Origin of the sequence: Hyphomonas sp., assembly GCF_041398465.1 — a bacterium.
Taxonomy (GTDB): Bacteria; Pseudomonadota; Alphaproteobacteria; order Caulobacterales; family Hyphomonadaceae; genus Hyphomonas.
Window position 1 is genome coordinate 382,513 of the sequence record NZ_JAWKUS010000002.1, and the last position, 25,161, is coordinate 407,673.

Here is a 25,161-nt window from a genome sequence, read left to right on the forward strand (position 1 = left end):
CTCCGCCGCCCTTAAATCGCCGTGAACCCTAAATATCCGTAAGTTAACAGGGCGGACTGCGAGCCCGCGTTGCGCCATACTTCAGGTTTTGTATGGTCAAGTTGAATACTTGCCTGCCGGTTCGCAGGTATGAATTGGAGACCACTGATGGTTCGCAAACTCGTCGCCGCCGCTGTATTTCTGGCCCTCCCTTTTGCTGGATTTGCAGGTGCGCAGGAGGCCGCCCCGGACGACGGCAGCCTGACGCTGGAAGGCGTGGCTGCTGTGGTCAATGACCAGCCGATCTCATTCACCGATGTGCGCGATCGGGCTCGGATGCTTCTGCTCAGCCTCGGCGGCCAACAACCGACCCAAGAGCAAGTCCAGCAAATCACCGGCCAGGCGCTGGAGCAGCTGATCGATGAACACCTTCAGCTGGACAAGGCTGCCGAGTTCGACCTGGAAATCAGCAAGGAAGAAATCGACGGCGCGGTCGAAGGCATGGCAGCTCAGTCAGGTATCACAGCCACAGACCTGAAGTCGCAATTGCTGGCGGCCGGCATCGATCCCTCCAGTCTGGAAGAGCAGATGCGGGCTGAAATCGCGTGGAACCGCGTGATGAGCGGACTTTACGGTTCAAGAATCCGTATTTCCGACAATCAGGTCGATGACCAGATCGAACAGCTTCGTGCTGCTGCGAAAAAAACCCAGTATCGAATTTCCGAAATTTTCCTGTTCGCCCCCGATCCAGAGACGCGTACCCAGGCGGAGGAAGCAGCCCGGTCTATCCTTGAGCAGCTGCGAGCTGGCGCTGATTTCCGCGTAGCAGCTCAGCGGCTTTCCTCTGCACCAACGGCAGCGACGGGCGGCGATATGGGGTGGGTGTCGACCTCTGACCTTTCCCCTGAACTCGTCCCGGCGATCGAAGCGGCAGCAGGTCCCGGTGTGCTGGACCCGATCGTCGTCGACAATGGCGTCTACATCCTGTTCATCCAGAACAAGCGTGAGCCGGCGGAAGCCGTGACCAAAGTGGACCTCATCCGTCTGGTCACCCGTGATGCAACCGATGAAAACCTGAAAGCCGCAATGGATCGCATTACCTCCTGCGATGATGTGCAAACCGTCGCCAACACAACCACAGGCCTTCGCACCCAGCCGCTCGAAGATATCAATATCGATGAGCTGGGTCCCGAGGGGAAAGCCATGGTGGAAAATGCGGAGATCGGGAAGCCGACGGACATCTTCGCTGTCAACGGCGGACTTGGCACGATGTATGTTTGCCGCCGCGAGGAAGGCGCCGAAGCCCTGCCTTCGCGGGATGACCTGAAAAACAGCCTCAAGGGCCGCGAACTGAACATGATTTCAGAGCGCGAACTGCGGAACCTGCGCCGCGACGCAACGATAATCTACCGCTAAGACTTGCACCCGCGCCCATTTGGCGCGACATCCCGCGCGTGAGCGAACAGATGCCCCTCCCTCCCCTTGTCCTGTCAATGGGCGATCCCGCTGGCGTGGGGCCGGCCATCACGGCGGCAGCGTGGGCATCCCTGCAGACTGATCCGTCTGTCGCATTCTACGTGATCGGTGCACCGGAGTTGTATCGCGACCACTGCAAAGTTCAGGTAATTTCCTCGCCAGCAGAAACAATTGGCGTTTTCGGATCGGCACTCCCGGTCCTGCCCATCGGGGTCATGCCCCATGTAGACCCCGGCAGACCGGACCCGGCCACAGCGGCCGCCATCATCTCCGCAATCGAAACCGGCGTGGCCCATGTCCGCGTGGGCCAGGCTGCTGGCCTGGTGACCAACCCGATCAACAAGGCTCTGCTATACGGCGCCGGTTTCAGGCATCCGGGTCATACGGAATTCATTGCAGAATTGTGCAGACCGGAGGATGGCGAACCGCTTCGCCCGGTCATGATGTTGACCGGTGGCGGCCTGAGGGTTGCTCTTGCTACCATTCACCAATCCCTTGCCAGTGTGCCGGGCAGCCTGACGCAGGATAGCCTGATCGAACTCGGCACCATCGTTCATACTGCCCTGCAGTCGGATTTCGGGATTGCCACTCCCCGCATCGCGTTTACAGGCCTCAATCCTCACGCAGGTGAAAGCGGCGCGCTTGGTCGCGAAGAGATCGACATCATCAATCCGGCGGCAGAAACACTCCGATATCGGAATATCAATATATCCGATGCACGACCTGGCGACACTGTTTTTGCCGAGGCCCTGTCCGGCGCCTTCGATGCGGTGATCGCCATGACACATGATCAGGGACTGATCCCGGTAAAGACTCTCGACTTCTGGGGCGGCGTGAATATGACGCTTGGCCTACCAATCGTGCGCACCAGCCCGGATCATGGAACGGGCTATGAGGCAGCTGCCGCCGGCACGGCCCGGCCAGACAGCCTGATTGCAGCGATCCGGTCCGCGGTCATGGTCGCGAGGAACAGGCAAACCAAATGAATGATCAGAACGAACCCGAACTGACGCAGGCACCGGCACGCAAGGCACTGGGCCAGCACTTCCTGTTCGACCCAAGTATTCTGCACCGGGCTGCAACAGCGGCAGGTCCCCTCCAAGGACGTACCGTAATAGAGGTTGGTCCGGGTCCTGGCGGTCTGACACGCGCCATTCTGAAGGAAGGTGCCGCAAAGCTGATCGCTGTGGAAACAGATCCGCGCTTCGCCTCCGCCTTGCACGAATGGCCTGAGACGCAGGATGGCCGCCTGACCGTCATTGAGAAGGATGCGCGCAAGGTAAGATGGGAAAAGGTTCTTACCGAACTCGGCGCAGAAACGCCTGTTATGATCATCGCTAATCTCCCCTACAATGTCGGGACAGTCCTTCTGATCGACTGGCTCAAAGCCGGCGCGTGGCGCGGGGAAATGGCACTGATGTTCCAGAAGGAAGTCGCACAGCGCATCTGCGCCGAACCGGGGACCGAGCACTACGGCCGACTTGCGGTGCTCGCCCACGCCGTGACCCAGCCACACATCGCCTTCACCCTTCCGCCCGGCGCCTTCAAACCGCCGCCAAAGGTAGACAGCGCCGTGGCCGTATTGGAGCCGCTACCCGAGAGCGAGCGCTTCCCTTATCTGGACAAGCTGGAACAGGTCGCCGGCGCAGCATTCGGCCAACGCCGGAAAATGCTGCGCGCAGCCCTCAAGCCGTTTGCCAAGAAGCATGGACTGAAATCGGATGAGTGGCTCAAAGGCCTCGGCATTGATCCTACGGCCCGCGCAGAGACCCTGACACAGGATGAATTCCGCCGTATGGCAGAATCGCTGGTCAAATAGAAACGGCGCTCCGGTTTCCCGAAGCGCCGTTCCAAAGAGCTCTCTCGACGACTTAGATGTCGAAACGATCCGCGTTCATCACCTTGGTCCAGACGGCAACGAAGTCGTTCACGAACTTCTCCTTGTTGTCGTCCTGAGCGTAGACTTCCGCATAGGCCCGCAGGATCGAGTTTGATCCGAACACGAGGTCTGCACGCGTCGCGGTGAACGCGGTCTTTCCGCTCTTGCGTTCGACGATGTCGTAAAGGTTGGAGCCTTTCGGCACCCACTTGTAGGACATGTCGGTCAGGTTGACGAAGAAGTCATTTGTCAGTGCACCAACCTTGTCAGTGAACACGCCATGCTTCGTGCCGCCGTGGTTCGTGCCGATCACACGCATGCCGCCGAGCAACACAGTCATCTCTGGTGCGGTGAGGCCCAGCAGTTGGGCCCGGTCGAGCAACAGCTCTTCCGCAGTCACGGCATAGTCCTGCTTCATCCAGTTGCGGAAGCCATCGGCCAGCGGCTCGAGGACGTCGAAGGAAGCGGCGTCCGTCTGCGCATCGGCCGCGTCGCCGCGGCCGGGAGAAAACGGAACCGTCACGTCGAAGCCAGCTGCCTTTGCGGCCTTCTCGACACCAACATTACCGGCGAGCACAATCACGTCGGCAACACTGGCGCCCGTCTCCTTGGCGATCCCTTCCAGCGCGTCCAGCACCTTGGCGAGGCGGACCGGCTCGTTGCCTTCCCAGTCCTTCTGTGGAGCGAGCCGAATGCGGGCACCATTGGCGCCGCCCCGCATGTCGGAGCCGCGATAAGTGCGAGCGCTATCCCAGGCCGTTGCCACCATGTCGCTGACGGAGAGGCTGCTTGCGGCGATCTTCGCCTTCACGGCAGCGACGTCGTAACTGGAATTCCCGGCGGGCACAGGATCCTGCCAGATCAGCTCTTCTTTTGGCACGTCCGGACCAACCCAGCGGGCTTTCGGCCCCATGTCGCGGTGGGTCAGCTTGAACCAGGCGCGGGCGAAGCAATCGTCGAAATACGCCGGATCGGCCATGAATTTCTGGCAGATTTGGTTGTATATCGGGTCGACTTTCATCGCCATGTCGGCATCGGTCATCACCGGCATGCGGCGTACGGACGGATCCGACGAATCCACCGGCATGTCTTCTTCCTTGATGCCAATGGGCTTCCACTGGTTCGCACCGGCAGGAGACTTGGTTTTCTCCCACTCATAACCGAACAGCAGCTTGAAATAGCCCATGTCCCACTTGGTCGGGTTGGTCGTCCATGCGCCTTCGACACCGGACGTAACGGCGAGATCGGCCTTGCCGTTCATGTTCGGGTTCAGCCAGCCAAAGCCCTGGTCTTCGATCTTGCCGCCTTCAGGAGCCGGGCTCAGCGCGCCCGCATCGCCGTTGCCGTGCGCCTTGCCAACCGTGTGGCCACCGCAGGTGAGCGCCGCGGTTTCCTCGTCGTCCATGGCCATGCGGGCAAAGGTCTCGCGCACTTCCAGCGCCGTTTTCGCGGGGTCGAGCGTACCCTGCACACCTTCCGGGTTAACGTAGATGAGGCCCATTTGCACGGCAGCCAGCGGGTTCTGGAGCGTGTCCGGCTTGGCGTTGTCGTCATAGCGGTCGCGGCCCAGCCAATCCTTCTCGGCGCCCCAATAAGTGTCTATTTCGGGATGCCAGATGTCCGGACGTCCGAAGGCGAAGCCGTAGGTCTTCAGACCCATTGATTCGTATGCGATCGTTCCGGAGAGGAGGATCAGGTCGGCCCATGACAGCTTGTTGCCGTACTTCTTCTTCACCGGCCAAAGCAGGCGGCGCGCCTTGTCGAGATTGCCATTGTCCGGCCACGAGTTCAGCGGTGCAAAGCGGATGTTGCCGCCGCCACCACCGCCGCGTCCATCCGCAAGCCGATAAGAACCCGCAGAATGCCAGGCGAGACGGATCATAAGGCCGCCGTAATGGCCGTAGTCCGCTGGCCACCAGTCCTGGCTGTTGGTCATCAGATCGGTGACGTCTTTCTTGACGGCTTCGAAGTCGAGCTTCCTGACTTCCTTGCCGTAGTCAAAATCAGGCCCGAGCGGGTTCGTCTTCGTGTCCTGCTGGTGAAGGATGTCGAGGTTCAGCGCATTCGGCCACCAGTCCATCACCGTGCGGCCTACGGCCGTCATGCTGCCGTGCATTACAGGGCACTTACCGCCGCCCATGTCATTGCCATCCATTGTTTTCTCCCTATTGCTCAAGCGCTTTGTCAAATCCGAAACATGGCGTGCCGGGCACACCGCAAATACTCGAGCGATACCTCCATTTCGGTGAGTCACCTCTTTGGGGTTATCGCGCAGGAAAACCCTACGCCTGACAGGCGAATAGGACCAATTGATTGCTTGAGGGGTTGCTATTGATTTTGACTATAGTTTGTTTTTCACAACAAAAACAAAGGCCCCGGGGCATATGCTCCGGGGCCTCCAAATAAAAATTCATGTTGCTTACATGCCGGCGAGGACTGCCAGCAGCAACAGTGCCACGATATTCGTGATCTTGATCATCGGGTTCACAGCCGGACCAGCAGTATCCTTGTAGGGATCACCGACCGTATCACCCGTCACAGCGGCCTTGTGGGCTTCGGAGCCCTTACCGCCATGATTGCCGTCTTCGATGTACTTCTTGGCGTTATCCCAGGCGCCGCCGCCCGAGGTCATCGAGATGGCGACAAACAGGCCGGTCACGATCACACCCAACAGCATGGCACCGACGGCTGCGAACGCAGCGCCCTTGCCCGCGATGGCAAAGATCACGCCAAACAGCACCACTGGCGACAACACCGGCAGAAGTGACGGTACGATCATTTCCTTGATCGCAGCCTGGGTCAGCAGGTCGACGGCGCGGCCGTAATCCGGCTTCACCTCGCCCTTCATGATGCCCGGCATTTCGCGGAACTGGCGGCGAACTTCCTCCACCACAGCCTGCGCAGCCCGGCCAACAGCCATCATCGACATGCCGCCGAAGAGGAATGGCAGGAGGCCGCCGAACAGAAGGCCGACCACGACGTACGGATTGGCAATCGAGAAATCGACCGTCACGCCAGAGAAGAATGATCCTTCTGCGGCACGGGCCGAGAAATACTTCAAGTCTTCTGAATACGCCGCGAACAAGACGAGCGCACCGAGTCCGGCAGATCCGATTGCGTAACCCTTGGTAACTGCCTTCGTGGTGTTACCCACAGCGTCGAGCGCGTCCGTCGTGTCGCGCACTTCAGAAGGAAGCTCCGACATTTCGGCGATGCCGCCCGCATTGTCCGTCACCGGACCAAATGCGTCGAGCGCCACGATCATGCCCGCCAGGGCCAGCATGGTCGTCGTTGCGATGGCAACACCATAGAGGCCTGCGAGATTGTAGGTAGCAATGATGCCCGCAATGATCGTCAGCGCCGGAAGCGCCGTCGACTCGAGCGACACGGCAAGACCCTGGATCACGTTCGTGCCGTGACCGGACTCCGACGCTTTGGCCACCGACCGCACCGGACGGTACTTCGTCTCAGTATAGTAAGCGGTGATGACCACGATCAGGCCGGTCACCGCAAGGCCAAGCAGGCCGCACAGGAACAGATCCATCCCGGTGATTTCACCCGAGAAACCCAGCGCTGCGGCTGCGCCGTCCAGCGGACCGAAACCGGCAGGCAGAACCTGGCTGATCACCAAAGCCAACGCACCGATCGACAGAACACCAGTGACGATCAGACCTTTGTAGAGCGCGCCCATGACGTCAGTCTTGCCGGGGCCCAGATTGACGAAATAGGTCCCGACGATCGAAGTGATGATGCACACGCCGCCAATGGCGAGCGGGAGCAGCATCAGGTCACCGAGATAGCTGGCATCCGCGAAATAGATCGCACCAAGAACCATGGTCGCGACAAGCGTCACGGCATAAGTCTCGAAAAGGTCAGCGGCCATACCGGCACAGTCGCCGACATTATCGCCGACGTTATCGGCGATGGTCGCGGCATTGCGCGGGTCATCTTCCGGAATACCGGCTTCGACCTTGCCGACCATGTCGCCGCCGACATCCGCACCCTTGGTGAAGATACCGCCACCGAGACGGGCAAAAATCGAAATCAGGGAGGCGCCAAATCCGAGCGCCACCAGCGAGTCGATAATCTCCCGCTTCTGGTGTTCCTCAGACAGGCTGAGGCCCATGACCATGGTCAGGAAGCCGTAATAGAGAACGATGCCGAGCAGTGCGAGACCAACCACGAGCATGCCGGTAATGGCACCTGATTTGAACGCCATCTTGAGACCGGCATTCAAACCGGACCGGGCGGCTTCCGTCGTGCGGACGTTCGCCTGAACCGAGACTTTCATCCCGATAAAACCGGCGGCGCCAGAGAGAACGGCCCCGATGACGAAGCCGAGCGGAGCTTCCCAGCTCCGGAATGCAACGCCGAGCAGAACGACGACAACCACGCCAACGATGGCGATGGTCCGGTACTGGCGGCCAAGATAGGCGTTCGCGCCTTCCTGAATTGCCGCAGCGATTTCGCGCATTCGCGCGTCACCCGCGGGGGCGGACTGGATCGAACGGGCCTGAATGAACCCGTACAAAACCGAGATTACGCCCGCTGCGAGAGCGAGATAATACCACATGAACCTTGTTTCCTTCCCTAGCCAAAACGAACCGGTTTTTCCCGGTTTCTTCCTGAGCTTTCTTTATTATGGGTACTTTGCTGCCACCCCCTGACGTTACGTGCAAGATGCCTCACGTTTCGAGCGAGTCAGGCAAGACCCGGTTCAGCCATGCTCGAAGCCGAGAGTTTCCGGTAGGTTAACGACAGCTCCATTCTCAATCGCCGTCAGGCCGCTTCCGGCAGCGAATGTACCGATGCAGGTAACCTGAAACGACCTTTCCCTTGCGTAATCTATAATCTGGCGAGAGGCCGACTCAGGTGCCGAGAACAGGACCTGGTAGTCATCGCCCCACGACGCCAGCGCCAGACGCTCCTCAAGGTCCGCTACTTCGTCTGCGAAGGGTACAGCGGTGAGATCGACTGTGACCGACAAGCCCGAGGCTTCTGCAAGCATGCGGGCATCACCCAATAGTCCGTCGGAGACATCCATTGATCCAGTCGCGCAATTGCGTAACAGCCCGGTGATCTCCAGCGGAGCGAGCGCTGGCTCCCGATATGCAGTGATATGAGAGTCATCCAGGCGTCCTTCCCGGAGCGCGCGATAACCGAGACACGCCGCCCCGACCTCTCCGGTAACCCAAAGCTCATCTCCGGCCTTTGCGCCACTTCGGCGGATAGGACCTTCGGGCCCGCATTGGCCCGTCAAGGTCAAGGACAGGAACAGGCCCTGTGGGCTCGACGTCGTGTCGCCCCCAACAAGTCTGGCGCCCCACTTGGCCAGTTCCTCACCGAGCGCGGCCGCAAATCGGGCCAGTTCCGTTTCGGGCCGGTTGTTCGGCCAGCCCAGCACCAGCAGGGCTTCAAGCGGCCGCGCGCCTTTGGCCAGCACGTCCGACACGTTGGACCTGACGAGCTTCCGGGCCACCGTCTCGATCGGGTCGTCAGGAAAGAAATGGACACTTTCAACGAGAGCATCGACGGTGGCGATCAACGGGCCACCAGCAACCGAAAGCTTTGTCACATCATCCCGCAAGGCATCCGCCCCCGGCCCAGTGGCCAGAGGCTTGAAATATCGGGAAATCCAGTCGCGTTCGCCCACGCCTAATCGGTTGCCTGTTCTGCCAGCGGGCGCTTCATACCATCCAGAACCACGCCCCATACAGGGATGGATTCCCAATCCGCCCCCGCCGTGTCCAGAGGGTTCGCTCCGAGAATGGTGAAATCAGCTCGCTTGCCGGGTTCAATAGAACCTATTTCCGCTTCCAGCCCCAGGACCCGCGCCGCATCCAGCGTAATGGCTTCAAGCGCTTCATACGGACTGAGCGCCATCTCGGATTCGTAGACACTGCCGTCACGCGTCGCCCGGCTTATGTGCACGCCTGCCGCGCGTAACGGGTAGGGTGGTGCCAAGGGTGCATCGCTGTGCACCGCAACCGGTACGCCAGCAGCGGTCAACGCTCCCAACGGGGATATCCATTTTGCCCGGACATCGCCGAGTGGCCCGGCATACTCATTCGCCATGTAGAAGACATAGTGACTGGCCGCGGAGAGCTGCGCGCGCAGGCGGCCGGCCGCTTCCACCTGTTCGGGCGAAAACAGGCCACCATGTTCGATGACGAAACTGTTGCCGGGGCCGTCATCGCCTTGCCTCAATGCCTCCAACGCTTTCAGCGTGGCACCCTGCGCTGCATCACCATTGGAATGGATATTCACGCTGAGCCCTGCATCCCAGTAAGGCTGAATAGCTGGGACAATACCATCCGGTCCAGCCACCCACAGGCCTTCCGACCCTTTCGACTGGCCAGACAGGTAGCCCGGCGGTGAAAGGCGCATCGTCTGGCTATAGAAGGCGCCGTCGGTGAAAAACTTCACGCGCGGCAGGACGGGCGCCGGCGTTTGCCGGTCACCGCTGACCATGTCGAGGACGGCCTGAACCTTGCCGTCTCCAAACGTACGCTCGAGCGAACGGTATTCAGGCACGAGGTAGAGATGATACCCCGCGGCCTCCGCGCTACCCCAGTTGGACCGGATATTTGCATCCTCCATTTCCCACCCGAACAGGCCATAGGCCATCTCGGCCGTCGTCGTGACACCGGCCTGGCGCAGCATGGATGAGAATCCGTGGAATCCCGCCGTTACATTCTCCGGCGCGAGGATCACTCCCGCATAGGCCTGGATCACCAGCAGCGCGGCATCCTCATAGATACGTCCGGTCAGCTCGCCGTTTTCATCGAGATCGACCCCGTGGAAAGACTGTGCCAGCGTCGGCGTGAAACCGGCCGCTTCGATGGCCGCGCTATTGAGATAGAAATCGTGCGAGGAATAGTGCCACACAATGAGCGGCTGATCCGATGTAATCCCGTCGAGGTCATTCTTGGTCAGATCGCCATGCACCAGATTGTGATAGCCGTACACGACGACCGGTGAATCCGGTTCTGAGTCCGCCACGATATCTCCAAGCGCGCGAAGAAAAGCCTCCCGATTCGGCAGACCAGCTTTCATTCCGTGAGGCGTTGCCATCGGCCATGGCGGCGTGATCGGCAGATTGTACTGGAGCGCCCCCAGAACGACATGCACATGCGGATCGACAAGTCCCGGCACGATGACGGCATCGGTGAATTCAGTGTCGACCGTCGCCGAAGGCATCGCCGCGATCAGATCAGCCAGGGGTCCGACGGAAACTATTCTGTCACCGGAAACTGCGACCGCCTCCGCTACCTCACCCGCGTCCACTAAAGTAATGATGGCCTTCGCAGGGTAGATTACGACACCCTCGCCTGCAGCCGGATCCTGCTTCGATGGCGCAACGCACGCTGCAACAATAGTTGCAGCGATCAACAGCATTCGCTTCATGGAGCCCTCCTCCCTGTATTTTGCAGAGAAGCGTGGCGCGCCTCGAGTGGCAATGCAAGCGGGTTCAGAGACCTTCGCGACCGATGGCGTAGAAGCGGTCGGCTCGCTGGCGACGCAATTCGGCTGGGGACAGACCGTCCAGCTCCTTCAACGCCTTTTCCAGCGCTTTGGACGCCGTTGCCATGGCCCGTTGCGGATCGCGATGCGCGCCGCCGACTGGCTCTTTCACCACGTCGTCGATTACTTTGGTACGCAGCAGGTCCGGAGCAGTGATCTTCATCGCGTCCGCCGCATCCTTGGCTTTGGCCGCATCGCGGTAGAGAATAGAGGCGCAGCCTTCCGGCGAGATCACCGAATAGATCGCATGCTCCATCATCAGGACCTTGTTCGCAGCGGCGATACCAATGGCACCGCCCGACATACCTTCACCGATGATCAGTGTCACGAACGGCACGCCAAGCGTCAGGCCGCGCTGCGTACCGCGCGCGATGGCTTCAGCCTGGCCACGTTCCTCACCGCCCTTGCCGGGATAGGCCCCGGACGTGTCCGGAAAGCTGAGAACGGGAAGGTTGAACTTCTCGGCGAGGTCCATGAGGCGCACGGCCTTCCGGTATCCTTCAGGATGAGCCATGCCGAAATTGTGCTTCAGACGCTTCTCGGTCGTGCGGCCTTTTTCATGGCCCATGATCACAACCGGACGGCTCTTGAACCGGGCAAGCCCCCCGATCACCGCTTCGTCGTTTCCATAAACCCTGTCGCCAGCCAGCTCTTCGAAATCCTCGAAGACATTCTCAACGAAATCGCTGAAGTGCGGCCGATCTGGATGGCGCGCGACCTGCGTCTTCTGCCAGGCGCTGAGATCGGAATAGGTATCCTTCAGAAGTTTCTGGGACTTGGCCTTCAGCTTCGTCAGTTCGTCGGAAAGAGACGGACCATCCTTGCGGCCCGACAGCGTTTCCAACTCGGCGATCTTGGATTCCAGTTCCGCCAGCGGCTTTTCGAATTCGAGATATGAAACTTTCATGGCGCGCAAACTAGCAATCACAGACTGACTCGCCTAGTGCCGAGATCAGAAGAGTACGCCTTGCATTTTCGCAATGGCGGGCAGGATGAGAACGCCCAGAAGCACCGGAAAAACGAACAAAATCAGAGGCAAAGTCAGTTTTGCTGGCAAAGCCATGGCTTTTTCTTCTGCCATCAGGATACGGCGCTGGCGCATATCTGCCGAGAAGATCCGCAATGTGGCACCCAGACTGGTGCCCATTTCCTCCGCCTGGCGCAGCATTGTCGCCAGCGATCCGGCTTCCTCGAGGTTCATCCGGTCGGCAAAGGAGCGCCATGCCTTTTTGCGTGATTTGCCGGCGCGCAGCTCCAGCGACAGGGTTTTCATGTGTCCCGCAATGATCGGATGGCGCAGTTCAAGTTCCTCACCCACGCGCTGAACGGAAGCATCGAGGCTGAGCCCTGCTTCAACGCAGGCCACCATGAGGTCCATCATGTCTGGAAAACCGAGCGAACACTGGCTTTGCCGGGCCGAAATCAGGTGATCCACATAGAAGGACGGTCCCACCAATCCCACGATCAGCAACCCCACACTGGTGAACAGCGGAACGGTCGGCGGAAAGTTGGCGAGATAGGGCAAAGCAAAGAGCAGCCCAACCTGAGGCGCAATCACGCAAATGAGACGCGCAAGATAGTACTGCCCAACGGCGCTACCATGCGTCAGCCCCGCAAGCGCCAACCGCGCCCGCGCTTCGTTGACCTTTTCTTCGTCGGTGGGAGCAACCTTGTTGGAGACCTGCAAAACCAGATTGTCCACAGGACTAACATGTTTGTGCGGCTCCATGAACCGTGTGCCCCGTCGTTCCAGACGGCGTTCAACTTCTTCCTTGGCCTTGGCATTTCGCCAGATCGACAAGAGACCCGGCACTGCAACCGCGACCGCAATCGCCAGCATGGTTGCGGGTAACCAGATTTCAGAGAGGGGAAGATCGTCAAGCATGGCTCCCCCTTACATTTTGAAATTGATCATTTTGCGCATGACCATGTTGCCGATGAACATCCAGATGAACAGACCAGTGAAGGAATAGCGGATCAGCGGCTTGTCGATGACATCTCCGTAGAATTCCGGGCGCAGGAGATGAATGGCCAGCATGACAATGAAAGGTGCAGACGTCAGGATCATGGCGGACGTACGCCCCTCCGATGAAGCCGCCCGCACTTTCAGGCGCATGGTCTGCCGTTCACGGATGGTCGTGGCGAGTGCCTTCAGAAGTTCAGTGAGATTACCACCGGTTTTCTCTTGCAGGCGCACTGTCGCCGCAAAGAGTTCAATATCCGGATCTCCTGCCCGCTCCGCCATGCGCTGGACAGCGTTTGTCAGCGACATCCCGTATGAAACCTCATCCGCGGCCATGCCGAATTCCGTTCCAATCGGATCGGGCATCTCACGCGCCACGAGTGCGACCGCAGTGGCAACGGGATGACCGGCCTCCAGGCTTCGGCAGGCGATCTGCATCGCGTCGGGAAGCTGTTGCGCAAGCTTCTTCATGCGCTTTCCGCCAACCATTTTGAGCGCGATCAGCGGCCCAAGCGCGAAGATCGCAACAATAATTCCACCCGCGGTCAGAACTCCGCCAACCATTTTGAAGTAGACAAACCCAGCCAGCAGGCCACCTCCTCCGGACATGGCAAACCAACGGGCTGGCTGGTATGGCAGGCCGGAACGCACGACCAGCTGATTGAACCATTGCATCGGCATCGCGAAGTTGCCGAACTCGTCCAGGCCGCGGCTCTTGCGCAGCTCGATCATGGCTTCGTTCGTGCTTTCGAAGCGCTCCTTGAACTGAAGACGCTGGTTTACAATCCGCTGCGTCTGCGCTGTCGTGAACAGGCTCATGACTGCCTGCAGCGCCAGGAATACCGCACCGACCGCCATGATCATTGGGATCATGAACGTCAGGCTGATATTGGTCAGATCGGGCAGTCCGAACACGGTGCCCCTCCTAGAAGCGCGTCGACGGATCGAACATGCCGGGCGGCATGTGCACCCCGCGGCGCTCCATCTCGTCCAGGAATTTCGGGCGCAAACCCGTCGCTGCGAAGTGGCCTTCCACCTTGCCTTCATCCGTGGTGCCGGTGCGGACAAACTGGAAAATTTCCTGCAGCTGCACGACTGAGCCTTCCATGCCGGTGACTTCAGCAATGGACATCACGCGACGCGACCCGTCCGACAGGCGGGACGCCTGCACGATGAAATTCACAGCCGATGCGATCTGGCCTCGGATGGCATGTTCCGAAATTTTCATGCCGCCGATCATCACCATCTGCTCAAGTCGCGTCAGGGCATCCCGGGGGTTGTTGGCGTGAATGGTCGCCATGGATCCTTCGTGGCCGGTATTCATGGCCTGAAGCATATCGAAGGCTTCCTCGCCGCGAACCTCGCCCAGGATCACCCGGTCTGGACGCATACGAAGCGCGTTTTTTACGAGCTCGCGTTGGCGGATTTCACCCTTGCCCTCGATATTCGGCGGACGAGTTTCCATTCGGGCGACGTGCGGCTGTTGCAGCTGCAATTCAGCGGCATCTTCAATCGTGATCATCCGCTCGTCCGGGCTGATCGCCGACGACAAGGCATTCAGCAACGTGGTCTTACCGGATCCGGTACCCCCGGAAATCACGGTTGAGGCCCGGCACTTCACCGCACCAAGAATGAAATCTGCCACAGGGCGCGGAATGGCGCCGAATTCGACGAGCTTGTCGATGGTCAGCGGCGATTTGGAAAACTTCCGGATTGAGACCAGAGGGCCGTCGATGGCAATCGGCATCACCGCTGCGTTCACGCGGCTTCCGTCGGCAAGACGGGCATCGACCAGAGGCTGGCTTTCATCAACCCGGCGCCCGACTGCGGAAACAATACGCTGCACGATCCGCAGAAGGTGTTCATTGTCAGCAAACCGCACCGGCGCGATCTGTAGTTTGCCGTGGCGCTCGACATAAACCTGGTCGCAGCCATTGATCAGGATATCCGCGATGGAGTCATCCTTGAGCAATGGCTCGATCGGACCAAGACCAGTCATCTCGTCCATCACCGCGTCCGCGAAGCTGGCCTCTTCGGCTGCCGACAGGGCCATGTCTTCTTTTTTGATGATGTCCGCAATGATGCCCCGCACACGCCGACGCAGGGTCTCATCGTCCAGCTTTTCGAGTTTGGACAGGTCCAGCTCGTCGATCAGCTTCGCGTGAATCTTCAGCTTTGCATCAAGTTGGTCAAATCCGCCTGTTTCCGCCTTGGCGCGCGGTGGCGCTGGCGGTGCAGCAGGCGCTGACGTTTTTGTTTCTGGCTCCGGCGCTACCGGTGCAGGTGTAGAAAATCCAAAACGGCTCATCCGCGGCGTCTCCGCTTTCCTTCCACCGGGATTGCGGCCTGAGCCTCTTCCGGCAGCATCATCTGAACCAGTTTTCCAATGTCGGAGACCAAGGGACTCTTCTGGACGACTTCCGCAATGGGACGACCAAGATTGACGGCCGTCCGCGCGGCATCCCAATCCGAAGTGATCGTCGAGTCGATTTTCCGGTCGATGGCACCTTCCGCCTTATCGAGCGCAAATTCAGCCCGCAGACGTTTCTTTTGGAACATGCGGTTCAGCACGAGTTTGGCCGGCGCCCGGTCACTACGCAGCACATCTGTTTCACGTGCCATATCGGCAGCTGCGTGAAGGCTGGGCACTGTCAGCTCACTAATCACGATCGCTTCGTCGACAGCGCTGAGGACAGACTTCGTCCAGGGCATCATGTGACGCGGCATATCGACAATTGTGAATTCAAACATTCCACAAGCAACATCCAGAAGCCGCAGGATCGCTGGTTCCGAAGCGAGCACATCGCCGTCCGGGTTGCGCGGCGCGGCAATGATCGAAACACCGCTTTCGTGCTGGTAACACCAGGCCGCGAGCAACCGGGGGTCAAGACGCTCCGGAGCGGCTGAAAGGGCGGACAAATCCAGCTTCGGCACAGCCTCAAGGAAGGACGTCGTCATGCCGTCAGCGACATTGAGATCAACAAGGCAGACGCGTCCCGGACCGAAACGGCGAGCGAGTTCGAACGCACTTTCAATTGCGATCGTTGTTACCCCTGCGCCTCCAACCGCGCCCCGGAAAGCCCAGCACACACTGGACCCACCAACACCGCCATTCGCTGTATCTCGGAACTTTTCGACAGCTTCAGCAATGTCTTCCGGGCTGGAAGACACCGGAAGCACGTCAGAAGAGTCAAGCTTCATGAGGGCACGGACCATATTGCCGGGAATCTGGTCTGACAGGACGATCACTGCGGTGGAGGGACGGTCGACTGCCAGCTTCAGCAAAAGCTCGTCCCATCCGGGCACGCCCTGCTCGAGTAGCATAACACCTCCGCCAAACTTCATGGCGGCTTCGGATGCAGACATCTGGCTGAGATCCGCCAGTTCCACACAAAGCGGCTGCAAAGCGCCCAGACGGGTATCACTCACGAGAGCGGCAAGATGCGGAATAATATGGTCCGATCCTGCGCGAGGCGCATTCGCTGGTGCTGGTTGAGTCATTTTAGGAAGTCTCCCCGCTACCGCTCACGCCTGAAGGTTTCAATTCCTTGCGCTTACCTTCGTTCAGTGCCCGAACGGCATTGGCGGCGCGCACCCCGGATGCGGACTGATTGGATTCGGAGTTAGGCACCGTCACGTCGCGGATCGACTGCTCCGCGATATTGGCTGCGTTCGCCCCACCAAGCAGGTACTGGTCCTGATAGTCATGCGATGCGCAGGCGGGCAGAATACCCAGCAGCAAAACTGGAAGACCGTATTTGAGATTTTTCATGTTCGTCATTCCCATCTTCTCAATACCCGTCTGGCGGGATTGCAGTCTTATCCATCAGGAAAAACTCCGACTCAGACGGTGCGCCAAACGCATCAAGCGGAGACGCAAGCATGTCCGGATGCGCCGCCGGCTGCACGAGTCGCGGAGTCACGATGATGACCAGTTCGCTCTCATTGCGCTGGTAGCGCTTGGACGAGAACAGCGAGCCCAGCACCGGCACATTGCCGAGCCATGGCGTCTGCCGGACATCGTTGGAATAGTCGTTCTGCAGAAGTCCTGCGACGGCGAACGCCTGACCATCTCTCAGCTCGATCGTCGTATCGGCACGGCGCACCGAAATGCCCGGGATCTCGATATTGGATGCGCGAATACCGTTGGCACGATCAAGCGCTGACACTTCCGGACGTACTCGCAAGTTCACCAGCCCATCGCCGAGAACCGTCGGGGTAAAGTCCAGTCCAACGCCAAACTTTTTGAATTCGACTGTGATTTCGCCTTCACGCTGCGCCACCGGAATCGGGAATTCGCCGCCGGCCAGAAAACTCGCTGTATCGCCAGACAAGGCAACAAGGTTCGGTTCAGCCAGCGTGCGGATGACGCCCTTTTCCTCAAGCGCCCGCAGCTGAACATCGACATTGCCGCCGCCGATGTTAGTGAACAATGCGACGGTTTTCTCCGCCAGACCGGAAACTGTTCCGGACTCGGTCGATGTCACAACATCATTTGCGTCGATGGAATTGCCGAAGCCGATTTCTTTCACGGCGCTGCGGCTGGCTTCCAGGAAGCGGACTTCAAGAAGCACCTGCTGGCTTTGCCCGATGGAGAGGCCGTTCGCGACGCCGCCCGGCACATACCGCTCGGCGACCTGCAATGCCATTTCGGCAGCGGCAGCCGTGGTCACTTTTCCGTCCAAGAAAATCCCGTCATGTACGGGATAGACCTGAATGTCTTCACCTGGGAGCAGATTGGAAAAATCGGTCCGTAACTCATCGAGGCCAAGCTCGACCTCAACATTGATCAATTCCGCAATCTTTCCGCTGGCGCCGTAGATCAACACCGTGGTCGACCCGGGCTGCTTGCCGCGCAGGAAGAAGGATTGGTTCGATGTCGCCATCGCTTCGGCAATTTCAGGATCTGCCACAACAAGCGTCGTAAACGGTGCATTTGCCTCAACCACGGCAGAGCGCCCCTTTTCGACCACCAGCATATCATCGGTTGGTGCCGCCGTGCGCTGCGTCCAGGCAGCCGCCTGCAGCGTGGTGAACATCATGGCCAGGCAACCGGCCAGCATCATGCGATTGAAATGTCCCATCAGTCCGTCACCTTTTTCGGGGGATTGCCCGGGCTAACCGGTGCAGAAACCTCCGTTTCCTTGTTACCGTTGATGACGCGCACCTGTGTCGTTGTAGGGGCTCGCCGGCGTACAACGGGACGCACAACCGCGGGCTTCTTGGCTTCTTTCTGCGCTGCAACGACCAACTCCGCCTCTTCATCACGTCCAATCAGGGCAAGACCAAGGGCGCTGCGCTGGCTGGCAGCGCCGAGTGCCAAAGATCCTTCAGGCGTCACTTCCAGAGTCACTGTATTGGACGGTATCGCGCCTTCGAGGTTCGGATCGAACGTCTGGTCGACTGCGAGCACCGTCACATTCTTCAGTACAGGGCGGGCGATCAAATCACCGGAAATCCGCATGTCCTCACTGCCGCGCGCATACGCGCTGCCCCGGCCTTCCCGAGGAATGAACTCATTGACGTCCACCCTGTCACCCGGAAGGACGAAGCCTGAAACACCTGTATCGCTCCGTACGACGATCGAAACCGCACGCATGCCGGGTTTGATAGATCCCGCGAGTGTGAGCGTTGCACCACTCAGGTCGAGCTTGTTGACGTTCACCGGCTCGCCTTCGATTATAAGCCCACGTGAGTAGGCTTTTTCAGGCAGCGACTGCGTATCGCTCAGTGTGCCCTCGGGGACGATATTTTCCGGCCACTCAACACGTTTCAACATCGAGGAATCCAGAAGTTCTCCGGTTTCGATCGTTCGTGCAGCGACCATAACGCTTGCCATTGAGACGGCAGGAACGCCTGTCTCGGCTTCCGCCCGCGTACGCGCATCCGACATGTAGTAGCGTCCAAGCATGACGGCACCGGCGCCCAGCACGACAGACAAGCCCAGACTGATTAGGGGTGTTGTTTTCATGGCTCCCTCACAGCGCCTTTCTGGCGCGATGTTCCGTGTGTCATGGTTACGACGGAGACGGTAAGGTCTCTTGAAGACGTGCAGAAAAATCTCGGAATCTGCCGGAACGGCGCGTTAACCAAGAAGCAAGGTCAATTAACCTGCTGCAAACCATAAGTTTGAAGTTGGAAGCATTGGGATCACACGGCTCGAAGTCGCGCCCAGGGTGAGCGCTCGTTCCATCCGTTGGCGTATCAACAGATCAGGCTCAGGCGCCCATCAGGATTTTGGCATACTCGGCTGCGTCAACATTGCCGCCGCTGATGACAACACCGACTGTGCTGCCCTTCATTTCATCTGGCAGACACGCAAGCGCTGCAGCCAGCGCAGCGGCACCGCCCGGTTCGGCAACGATCCTGAGGTAGCGGAACGCGGCGCGCATGGCACCTTTTGCCCGTTCATCGCTGATTACCAGGCCGCCAGCAAAAAGCCTGTGACCAATGGCGAACGTCATATCGCCCGGCGCCTGAGTCAGGATCGCATCGCAGATCGAGCGGGTGCCCGGCGCATTCTTCTCAACGCGCCCGCTCTTCAGAGACCGGGTCCAGTCGTCATGTCCTTCCGGTTCAGCCACCCAGACGCGCGTATCCGGGGAGACGCCTTCCAGGGCAAGCGCAATCCCTGAGGCAAGTCCCCCACCACCAGCAGGAGTGATCAGGTGATCCAGCGTCTCGCAAGCGTCTTCCATCTGGGCTGCAAATTCGAGCCCCGCGGTTCCCTGCCCGCTAATGATGTGCGGATCGTCAAAGCTCGGCACTACGATGGCGCCACGCTCAGCAGCAATCTGCTCGGCAATCTCTTCGCGGCTTTCGGTGTTGCGGTCATAGAGCCGGACTTCGCCGCCATCGGCCTTCACCCCCTCGACTTTTACCGCGGGCGCGTCCGCCGGCATCACAATCAATGCCGGCATACCCAGGAGACGCGCCGCTCTCGCAACGCCCTGCGCATGATTGCCAGAGGAGAAGGCAACGACCCCCGCCTCGCGCTGGGCGTCTGGGATCTGCAACAGCCGGTTCGTCGCGCCCCGGATCTTGAAGCTGCCTGTTTCCTGCAGGCATTCGGCCTTCACAAAGACGCGTGCACCAGCCAGCGCGTCGAGCGCGTCATGCCGCAATACAGGTGTGTTGCGGACGAGGCCTTTGAGCCGTTGCGCCGCAGCGATCACATCAGAATGAGTTGGAAGGGAATCGGAAGCCATGGCGCTCCATAGCGCGCCATGGCTTCCGGTAAAATCACATTAAAGGTCCGCGGCGAACTTCTTGACGAGTTCGCGCGCACCGGCGCCGGTTTCTTCATTGTCGAGGGCATGCGCGAGGACCGCTTCGAAATAGCCGACCTTGGAACCGCAGTCATACGGTGCCCCTTCGAATTCATACGCGTAGAAAGCCTGGCTCTCCATCAGCGTCGCCATGGAGTCTGTCAGCTGGATCTCGCCGCCGGCGCCTTTGCCCTGGTTTTCGAGGAGATCGAAGATTTCCGGCTGAAGGATGTAGCGGCCGGTGATGGCCAGGTTCGACGGCGCAGATTCGACCGGCGGCTTCTCGACCATGCCCGACATGCGGATCAGACGGCCATCACGCTCGACCGGCGCGATCACACCGTAAGACGACACGCGCTCTTCCGGCACCGGGTCCACGGCAATGATGTTTCCACCTACTTTGTCGTAGGCATCCACCATTTGCGCCAGGCAGGACGGCTTGCCCTTCACGATCACGTCCGGCAGCAGCACGGCGAACGGTTCGTTGCCAATGATGTCCCGCGCGCACCAGACCGCGTGACCAAGGCCAAGCGGCTTTTGCTGGCGCGTGAAGCTTGCGGCGCCGGCCGGCAGGCGACTTTGTTCGACCTGCTTGAGAATGGCATCTTTCTTCTTTGCGACGAGCGCTTCTTCCAGCTCGTAGGAATGGTCGAAATAGTCTTCGATGGCGCCTTTGTTGCGACCGGTGACAAAAACGATGTGCTCGATACCGGCTTCCAGCGCCTCATCGACCACGTACTGAATCGCGGGGCGATCGACGACCGGGAGCAATTCCTTCGGGATTGCTTTCGTTGCCGGCAGCACACGTGTGCCAAACCCGGCGACCGGCAGGACAGCCTTTTTTACGCGCATATCAAATCCAATTCTCGTGTCTCAGGTGAATACTGCTCTAATCGATAAGCAAATTACCTGCCAAGGCGCCCCAACATGCCAGCGTGAAGCGAACGCTGGGAATGCGTCAGTTCATTGTAAGCAGGTAGAGACCTGCCAGAGACAGCGACAGGCATAAAACAGCCAATGTAGCCAGCGCGCCCCGGATGGGTATGCGGTTGGCTTGATGCAGCCGTTCAGCGAGGTGTGACTGCAGCTTCCTGGCGGGCGAGCCCGCCCCATGGACCTTCAGATCACCGAACTGCCAATGATTCCCGTCCCGGCCTGTCGGTTCAGGCCGAACGAGATCCTCCGCATCGGATTCCGGATGGTGGTGTTTCGGGACTTTGAGGGCGGACACGGCAACCTCCTGCAGATTGCCGTCCCTTCTGCCACGCCAGTCACTAAGGCTTGGCTAACGCCGGTTAAAAGAATGGACTGTTCAATTTCTACAGCGGCAACAGCAGGTGACCACCGTCAACGACGAGATTGGCGCCCGTCATGTAGCTTCCGGCATTGGACGACAGCAGCAACAGCGCGCCATCCAGCTCATGGTGCTCGCCGAAGCGCTTCATCGCGATGCGCTTGCGCATTTTGTCGCCCGCATCGGAGTCGAGATATTCAGAATTGATATCGGTCTTGTAGTAGCCGGGCGAAATGGCGTTCACGCGGATGCCGTATCGGGCGTTTTCCAGTGCCATCTGCTTCGTCAGGTGCTCGACACCTGCCTTGGAGACGCAGTAAGCCGTCGTCATCATTTGCGGCTGAAGGCCGGTGATAGACGCGATATTGATGATCGAGCCATGCACGCCCGCGTCGATCATGGCGTTCGTCCCATGTTTGCCGACCCGCCAGACACCGTTCAGGTTGGTATCGATCACTGCGTTCCAGTCATCCTCGCTCTGGTCCCGGAACCAGGTGTCACGCGACATGCCGGAATTGCTGACGATGATGTCGCAGGGGCGGCCGAGGGCTTCCTTGATCTCCGCGAACGCACCGCTGACGCTCGCATCAGAGGTCACATCCATCTCAACTGGCAGGGCCCGGCCGCCGGATTTGCTGATCTCTTCTGCCAGCGATTCCAGCCGGTCCATGCGGCGCGCAGCCAACACGACATCAGCGCCGGCCTGAGACAGAACCTTCGCAAAATGCCGCCCCAAACCGCTCGATGCGCCGGTCACCAAAGCCGTCCTGTCAGCAAGACTAAACAAATCCATGCCCCAAACTCCTCATTTCGCACTTGCACAACGCAAGATTCTGTCGCTACTCCTAGCATCATGAAAATATCAGTGCTGAGGGAACGACGTTCTGGTGAGACCCGTGTGGCGGCTACACCAGAAACGGTCAAGAAGTTAGTGGCCTCCGGCCACTCGGTTACAATTGAGTCCGATGCCGGCAAGACTGCCGGGTTTCTGGATTCGGCCTATGAGGAGGCCGGGGCATCCATTGCGAAGGATGCTGCCGCTGCTGTCCAGGGGGCAGATATCGTCTTCAAGGTCCGCGGACCTGAAGAAGGCGAGATCGCAGCCCTGCCGGACGGCGCGGCCCTGATCGCCCTCATGGAGCCTTTCGCGATGGACCCGAAGGTCATCGCCGGGCTCAACGGCAAAAAGATCGCGGCGCTCTCGATGGAGTTCACGCCGCGCATCACCCGGGCGCAGAGCATGGATGCTCTTTCGTCCCAGTCCAACCTCGCCGGCTATCGTGCCGTAATTGAAGGCGCGCAGATCTTCGGACGCGCCATGCCGATGATGATGACCGCCGCCGGCACGGTCGCCCCCGCCAAGACCTTCATCATGGGAGCTGGCGTCGCCGGTCTCCAGGCGATCGCCACCGCCCGCCGCCTTGGCGGCGTGGTCACAGCAACTGACGTCCGCCCGGCCGCCAAGGAACAGGTCGCCTCGCTCGGCGCCAAGTTCATTGCGGTTGAGGACGATGAGTTCAAAGCGGCAGAGACCGCTGGCGGTTATGCCAAGCAGATGTCGCCCGAATACCAGGCCAAACAGGCTGAACTGACGGCCAGCCACATTGCCAAACAGGACATTGTCGTCACCACGGCCCTGATTCCGGGCCGTCCTGCGCCGGTCCTGATCACCGAGGACATGGTGAAGAGCATGAAGCCGGGGTCGGTGATCGTCGACATGGCGGTTGCCCAGGGCGGAAACTGTCCGCTGTCTAAACCGGATGAGATCGTCGATGTCGGCGGCGTGAAAGTGGCCGGGTTCTCCAACCTGCCCGCCCGCCTGCCAGCGGACTCCTCTTCGCTATACTCCAAGAACCTGCTCGCCTTCCTGCCGCTCGTGACGGCTGAAGACGGCAGCCTCAATCTCGACACCGATGACGAAGTCGTCGTCGCCATGCTCCTGACCCGGGGCGGCGAAACGGTGAACGAAAGGATCCAATCATGAAACGCGCACTCCTGACCCTCGTCGCGGCCAGCTTTGCGCTGCCCGCCTTTGCCGATGGCGGTGGCATCGATTCCACCGTCTTCCTGGCTGCAATCTTCGCGCTGGCTTGTTTCGTCGGCTACTATGTTGTGTGGAGCGTCACCCCGGCCCTTCACACGCCGCTGATGGCCGTGACCAACGCCATCTCCTCCGTGATCGTCGTCGGCGCGCTCGTCGCCGCAGCCACGGTGGGCCTGAACTCCGACAACTGGGTCTCCAAGATCCTCGGAACCGTCGCCGTCGCGCTCGCCAGCGTGAACATTTTCGGCGGCTTCCTCGTCACCCAGCGCATGCTGGCCATGTACAAGAAGAAGGGGGACTAATTCATGGACTCCTTCCACTCCACCTGGGCGCCGCTGCTCTACCTGGCCGCCGGCATCCTTTTCATCCTCGCCCTGCGCGGGCTTTCCAGCCCGGCCACCAGCCGCGCAGGCAACCGCAACGGCATGATCGGCATGGCTATCGCCGTTGGCACAACGCTGGCCCTGCTCTGGGGCGATCTTGATCTCACCACCTGGGGCTTGATCCTCAGCGGCGTTGCTGTTGGCGGCGTAATCGGTGCGATCATCGCCCGCCGCATCCCGATGACGGCGATGCCGCAGCTTGTTGCGGCCTTCCACAGCCTCGTCGGCATGGCCGCCGTGCTTGTGGCTGCCGCTGCCTTCTATTCACCCATCCAATTCGGCATCGCCGGTGATGTTGGTATCAAGGGCGCTTCCCTGATCGAACTCGGCCTCGGCTCAGCCATCGGTGCCCTGACGTTTACCGGTTCGGTCATCGCCTTTGCGAAACTGAACGGCAACATGAGCGGCGCGCCGATCATGCTGCCTGCCCGGCATCTTCTGAACATCCTGCTCGCCGCTGGTGTCGTCGGCCTGCTCGGCTACCTGATCGCGGTGAATGGCCAGGCACCCTGGGCGTTCTGGGGTCTCACGGTGCTGGCACTCATTCTCGGTATCACGCTGATCATTCCGATCGGCGGGGCGGACATGCCGGTCGTCGTGTCGATGCTGAACTCCTATTCGGGCTGGGCAGCCGCGGCGCTCGGCTTCACGCTCGGCAATTTCGCCCTGATCATCACCGGGGCGCTGGTCGGCTCCTCGGGTGCGATCCTGTCCTACATCATGTGTAAGGGCATGAACCGGAGCTTCATCTCGGTGATCCTCGGCGGCTTCGGCGCAGACGATTCTGCGGCAGGCGCCGGCGGCCCGGCCGTTGACCGGCCGTTCAAGAAGGGCTCTGCCGACGACGCGGCCTTCATCATGAAGAACGCCTCCAAGGTCATCATCGTGCCGGGCTACGGCATGGCGGTGGCGCAGGCCCAGCACGCCCTCAAGGAAATGGCAGAGCTGCTGAAGGAAGAAGGCGTCGACGTGAAATACGCCATCCACCCGGTCGCAGGCCGTATGCCGGGGCACATGAACGTGCTGCTGGCCGAAGCGCAAGTGCCGTATGACGAAGTGTTCGAGCTGGAAGACATCAATTCCGAATTCTCGACCGCAGACGTCGCCTTCGTCATCGGCGCCAACGACGTGACCAACCCGTCGGCCAAGACGGATAAGACCTCGCCGATCTACGGCATGCCGGTCCTCGACGTCGAGAATGCCCGCACCGTGCTGTTCGTGAAACGCTCCATGGGCTCCGGCTATGCCGGCGTTGATAACCCGCTCTTCTTCAACGACAACACGATGATGTTGCTCGCGGACGCCAAGAAGATGGTGGAAGATATCGTCAAGTCGCTCTAAGGCGCCTTGC

22 protein-coding genes are annotated in these 25,161 nt (G+C 59.9%); 6 read left to right on the forward strand and 16 right to left on the reverse strand.

Annotation, left to right across the window (positions count from 1 at the left end; genetic code table 11):
• The first annotated feature begins 147 nt into the window (after window positions 1–147).
• Genes R3C98_RS08450 through rsmA form a run of 3 tightly spaced genes read left to right on the forward strand, consistent with a single transcriptional unit; the run spans window position 148 to window position 3,274 of the window.
• Window positions 148–1,395 (forward strand): SurA N-terminal domain-containing protein, encoded by a 1,248-nt coding sequence (locus R3C98_RS08450; RefSeq protein WP_371313674.1) that lies wholly within the window; start codon window positions 148–150, stop codon window positions 1,393–1,395.
• Window positions 1,396–1,445: 50 nt separating this feature from the next.
• Window positions 1,446–2,441 carry a 4-hydroxythreonine-4-phosphate dehydrogenase PdxA gene (gene pdxA, locus R3C98_RS08455; protein ID WP_371313675.1) on the forward strand — a complete coding sequence of 332 codons (996 nt, stop codon included), beginning with the start codon at window positions 1,446–1,448 and terminating at the stop codon, window positions 2,439–2,441.
• Window positions 2,438–3,274 (forward strand): 16S rRNA (adenine(1518)-N(6)/adenine(1519)-N(6))-dimethyltransferase RsmA, encoded by an 837-nt coding sequence (rsmA, locus tag R3C98_RS08460; protein WP_371313676.1) that lies wholly within the window; start codon window positions 2,438–2,440, stop codon window positions 3,272–3,274. The genes pdxA and rsmA overlap by 4 nt, the downstream gene beginning before the upstream one ends.
• A 52-nt stretch (window positions 3,275–3,326) precedes the next feature.
• On the opposite strand, the gene katG is transcribed toward rsmA, so the two are convergent.
• The 16 genes from katG to R3C98_RS08540 form a co-directional block, all read right to left on the reverse strand.
• On the reverse strand, window positions 3,327–5,489 hold the full coding sequence (gene katG / locus R3C98_RS08465) for a catalase/peroxidase HPI (protein WP_371313677.1): 2,163 nt from the start codon (window positions 5,487–5,489) through the stop codon (window positions 3,327–3,329).
• Between the two features lie 264 nt (window positions 5,490–5,753).
• Entirely contained in the window at window positions 5,754–7,907 is a 2,154-nt protein-coding gene (locus R3C98_RS08470) for a sodium-translocating pyrophosphatase (protein ID WP_371313678.1), read from the reverse strand.
• Between the two features lie 144 nt (window positions 7,908–8,051).
• Window positions 8,052–8,987: a thiamine-phosphate kinase gene (gene thiL, locus R3C98_RS08475; RefSeq protein WP_371313679.1), complete on the reverse strand. Its 936-nt coding sequence runs from the start codon at window positions 8,985–8,987 to the stop codon at window positions 8,052–8,054.
• Between the two features lie 2 nt (window positions 8,988–8,989).
• Window positions 8,990–10,741, reverse strand: coding sequence for an amidohydrolase (locus R3C98_RS08480; protein WP_371313680.1), 1,752 nt, complete (start codon window positions 10,739–10,741; stop codon window positions 8,990–8,992).
• 64 nt (window positions 10,742–10,805) lie between these two features.
• On the reverse strand, window positions 10,806–11,765 hold the full coding sequence (locus R3C98_RS08485; protein WP_371313681.1) for an acetyl-CoA carboxylase carboxyltransferase subunit alpha: 960 nt from the start codon (window positions 11,763–11,765) through the stop codon (window positions 10,806–10,808).
• Between the two features lie 45 nt (window positions 11,766–11,810).
• A complete protein-coding gene (locus R3C98_RS08490; RefSeq protein WP_371313682.1) occupies window positions 11,811–12,587 on the reverse strand; it encodes a type II secretion system F family protein in 777 nt (258 codons plus the stop codon).
• 165 nt (window positions 12,588–12,752) lie between these two features.
• A complete protein-coding gene (locus R3C98_RS08495) occupies window positions 12,753–13,736 on the reverse strand; it encodes a type II secretion system F family protein (RefSeq protein WP_371313683.1) in 984 nt (327 codons plus the stop codon).
• Window positions 13,737–13,746: 10 nt separating this feature from the next.
• The gene (locus R3C98_RS08500) at window positions 13,747–15,129 is read right to left on the reverse strand and encodes a CpaF family protein (RefSeq protein WP_371313684.1); all 1,383 of its coding nucleotides are present in this window, start codon (window positions 15,127–15,129) and stop codon (window positions 13,747–13,749) included.
• Window positions 15,126–16,322: a CpaE family protein gene (locus R3C98_RS08505; RefSeq protein WP_371313685.1), complete on the reverse strand. Its 1,197-nt coding sequence runs from the start codon at window positions 16,320–16,322 to the stop codon at window positions 15,126–15,128. Before R3C98_RS08505 ends, R3C98_RS08500 begins: the two co-directional genes overlap by 4 nt.
• A 1-nt stretch (window position 16,323) precedes the next feature.
• On the reverse strand, window positions 16,324–16,602 hold the full coding sequence (locus tag R3C98_RS08510; protein ID WP_371313686.1) for a hypothetical protein: 279 nt from the start codon (window positions 16,600–16,602) through the stop codon (window positions 16,324–16,326).
• A 10-nt stretch (window positions 16,603–16,612) separates the two neighbouring features.
• Window positions 16,613–17,905, reverse strand: a complete 1,293-nt coding sequence (locus R3C98_RS08515; protein WP_371313687.1) for a type II and III secretion system protein family protein — start codon at window positions 17,903–17,905, stop codon at window positions 16,613–16,615.
• Complete coding sequence (gene cpaB, locus R3C98_RS08520) at window positions 17,905–18,792, reverse strand: Flp pilus assembly protein CpaB (RefSeq protein ID WP_371313688.1); 888 nt, start codon at window positions 18,790–18,792, stop codon at window positions 17,905–17,907. The genes R3C98_RS08515 and cpaB overlap by 1 nt, the downstream gene beginning before the upstream one ends.
• A 247-nt stretch (window positions 18,793–19,039) precedes the next feature.
• Entirely contained in the window at window positions 19,040–20,029 is a 990-nt protein-coding gene (locus R3C98_RS08525; protein WP_371313689.1) for a threonine/serine dehydratase, read from the reverse strand.
• A 39-nt stretch (window positions 20,030–20,068) separates the two neighbouring features.
• The gene (gene galU / locus R3C98_RS08530; RefSeq protein WP_371313690.1) at window positions 20,069–20,941 is read right to left on the reverse strand and encodes a UTP--glucose-1-phosphate uridylyltransferase GalU; all 873 of its coding nucleotides are present in this window, start codon (window positions 20,939–20,941) and stop codon (window positions 20,069–20,071) included.
• Window positions 20,942–21,047: 106 nt separating this feature from the next.
• The gene (locus R3C98_RS08535) at window positions 21,048–21,320 is read right to left on the reverse strand and encodes a hypothetical protein (RefSeq protein WP_371313691.1); all 273 of its coding nucleotides are present in this window, start codon (window positions 21,318–21,320) and stop codon (window positions 21,048–21,050) included.
• Between the two features lie 88 nt (window positions 21,321–21,408).
• Window positions 21,409–22,176 (reverse strand): SDR family NAD(P)-dependent oxidoreductase, encoded by a 768-nt coding sequence (locus R3C98_RS08540; RefSeq protein WP_371313692.1) that lies wholly within the window; start codon window positions 22,174–22,176, stop codon window positions 21,409–21,411.
• 60 nt (window positions 22,177–22,236) lie between these two features.
• On the opposite strand from R3C98_RS08540, the gene R3C98_RS08545 reads away from it, so the two are divergent.
• The 3 genes from R3C98_RS08545 to R3C98_RS08555 are packed head-to-tail and all read left to right on the forward strand — an operon-like array spanning window position 22,237 to window position 25,151.
• Window positions 22,237–23,367, forward strand: a complete 1,131-nt coding sequence (locus R3C98_RS08545; protein ID WP_371313693.1) for a Re/Si-specific NAD(P)(+) transhydrogenase subunit alpha — start codon at window positions 22,237–22,239, stop codon at window positions 23,365–23,367.
• Window positions 23,361–23,729 (forward strand): proton-translocating transhydrogenase family protein, encoded by a 369-nt coding sequence (locus R3C98_RS08550; RefSeq protein ID WP_371314024.1) that lies wholly within the window; start codon window positions 23,361–23,363, stop codon window positions 23,727–23,729. Before R3C98_RS08545 ends, R3C98_RS08550 begins: the two co-directional genes overlap by 7 nt.
• 3 nt (window positions 23,730–23,732) lie before the next feature.
• Window positions 23,733–25,151, forward strand: a complete 1,419-nt coding sequence (locus R3C98_RS08555; protein WP_371313694.1) for an NAD(P)(+) transhydrogenase (Re/Si-specific) subunit beta — start codon at window positions 23,733–23,735, stop codon at window positions 25,149–25,151.
• The last annotated feature ends 10 nt before the right edge of the window (window positions 25,152–25,161 follow it).